Annotated in this window: 4 protein-coding genes; all 4 read left to right on the forward strand. The window is 60.7% G+C overall.

Annotation, left to right across the window (positions count from 1 at the left end; all coding sequences use genetic code 11):
• Positions 1–209 (forward strand): NifU family protein (locus AAFM29_RS02075; protein WP_341711166.1); only part of this gene is annotated, 209 nt, incomplete at its 5' end.
• Between the two features lie 23 nt (positions 210–232).
• A complete protein-coding gene (locus AAFM29_RS02080) occupies positions 233–841 on the forward strand; it encodes a malonic semialdehyde reductase (protein WP_341711167.1) in 609 nt (202 codons plus the stop codon).
• Between the two features lie 36 nt (positions 842–877).
• A complete protein-coding gene (gene tsaB, locus AAFM29_RS02085) occupies positions 878–1,480 on the forward strand; it encodes a tRNA (adenosine(37)-N6)-threonylcarbamoyltransferase complex dimerization subunit type 1 TsaB (RefSeq protein ID WP_341711168.1) in 603 nt (200 codons plus the stop codon).
• Positions 1,477–1,929: a GNAT family N-acetyltransferase gene (locus AAFM29_RS02090; protein ID WP_341711169.1), complete on the forward strand. Its 453-nt coding sequence runs from the start codon at positions 1,477–1,479 to the stop codon at positions 1,927–1,929. Before tsaB ends, AAFM29_RS02090 begins: the two co-directional genes overlap by 4 nt.
• The last annotated feature ends 185 nt before the right edge of the window (positions 1,930–2,114 follow it).

The raw sequence follows: 2,114 nt of genomic DNA on the forward strand, positions 1-2,114 counted from the left end.
TCCATGAACTGCTCGAAACCCGGGTTCGCCCCGCCGTGGCGGGGGACGGCGGCGATATCCAGTACCGCGGTTTCCGCGACGGCATAGTCTATCTGCAGATGCAGGGGGCCTGTTCGGGCTGCCCCTCTTCCACGGCGACACTCAAGCACGGCATCGAGGGTTTGCTGAAGCACTATGTGCCCGAAGTATCCGAAGTCCGCGCCGCCTGAGGCCAGCAAAACCAGGGACCAACATGACCAAGCAGTACCATGACCGCACGCTGGGTGCCGACGCACTCGACCAGCTGTTCAACGAAGCCCGTAGCTATAATGGCTGGCTCAACAGGCCGGTGAGCGACGATCAGCTGCATGCGATCTGGGACCTGATGAAGATGGCGCCGACTTCGGCGAACATGCAGCCCGCGCGGGTCGTCTGGGTCAAGTCGGACGAAGCCAAACAGCAACTCGCCGACCTGGTGTCAGAGGGGAACAAGGCCAAGATTCTTGCAGCCCCGGTCACGGCGATCATCGGCTACGACATCGATTTCCACGAAGAATTGCCCTGGTTGTTCCCGCATACCGACGCGAAGAGCTGGTTCGAGGGCAATGAGCAGCTGCGCCAGGAAGGTGCCTTTCGCAATTCTGCGCTGCAGGGCGCCTATCTGATGCTGGCCGCCCGCGCACTGGGCCTCGACTGCGGTCCGATGTCCGGTTTCGACAATGCCGCCGTCGACAAGGCGTTCTTTGGCGACGAGCCGCGCCACCGGAGCAATTTCATTTGCTCGATCGGCTATGGTGACCCCGCCAGTATCTTCGATCGCAGCCCGCGACCCGATTTCGATACCTTCAATCGCATCGCCTGACTTGAAGCATCAGGCCGCCTGAGGCAGGGCGCGCCCATGCGTATGCTCGCAATAGAAACGGCAACAGAGGCCTGCTCGGTCGCGTTGTTCGACGGCCCCGTGTTGGTCGACGCGCGACACGAAGTGCTGGGCCGCGGCCATGCCGAAAGGCTGGTCCCGATGATTGCCGAGCTACCCGGCAAGGGGCGTGCCGCACAGATCCGCGTTTCATTGGGCCCTGGCAGCTTTACCGGGGTTCGCATCGGTTTGGCCGTCGCTCGTGCGTTGGGCGTCGCCTGGAATGCCGAAGTGTTGGGCTATCCGACACTCGCTCTTGTTGCGGCACGGCTTGGCGAGGCCGCGACCATTTGCATGAATGGCGGGCATGGTGAGTGGTTCGTCCAGCGTTTCGATGCCGATGGACTTCCGACCACAGAGGTTCGCTCGCTAACCCACCAGGCAGCCGCTGCCGAAAGCCACGAAGCGCTGATTGTCGGCAATCGTGCCGAAGAACTCGTCTCCATGCTGGGCACAGGACATACAGCACGGACCGTGCTGCCCACCGCCGCCGATGTATTCAGCTTGTCCGCTACCCTTCTCACCACCGATCTGGCGCCGATCTACGGTCGCCCGCCCGATGCCAAATTGCCCGGAACATGACCAATCTGGACCAACTTATGGCGGTTATGGAAGCCGCCTTCGATCCACAGTGGCGCGAGGCCTGGACACGTAGCCAGGTCGAAAGCTCGCTTTCGATGCCCAATACCTATGCACTGCTCATCGATGGATCGGGCGAACCCTTGGACGTTGGCGGGACCGCAGCCGGCTTTGTCCTGGTGCGACGCGCTCCCGGGGAAGAAGAATTGCTGCTGATTGCGGTTCGTCCGGAGCTGAGGGGGCACGGGATCGGCAGGAGACTGCTCGAACTGTTCTTTGACACCGCACGCAATAACGGCGCCGAAACTGTATTTCTCGAGATGCGGGCCAACAACCCGGCGGTCAGTCTCTATCGTGCCTGCGGCTTCGAACCCATCGGTCGCCGCCCTGGTTACTACCGCACCCTTGATGGCAGCACGCTGGATGCCATCACTTTCGGGAAAAAGTTGTAACGACGCGACAAGCGAGTTGTACGATAGCGCCAATCAATTGTGTTGATTGCTCACTTTACGAACTCTTGTCGATTTTATACAATAGCAGGCAATCAGGGTCGCACCTGCAGTATACGCGCCTAAAAGGGAGACCCCGCGCATGGAGAAGTTGGAAACCGACATGACCGAGAGGCTGATTACGCGGA

The sequence above is a fragment of the Erythrobacter sp. genome (assembly GCF_038133525.1).
In the GTDB taxonomy this organism is placed as follows: Bacteria; Pseudomonadota; Alphaproteobacteria; order Sphingomonadales; family Sphingomonadaceae; genus Qipengyuania.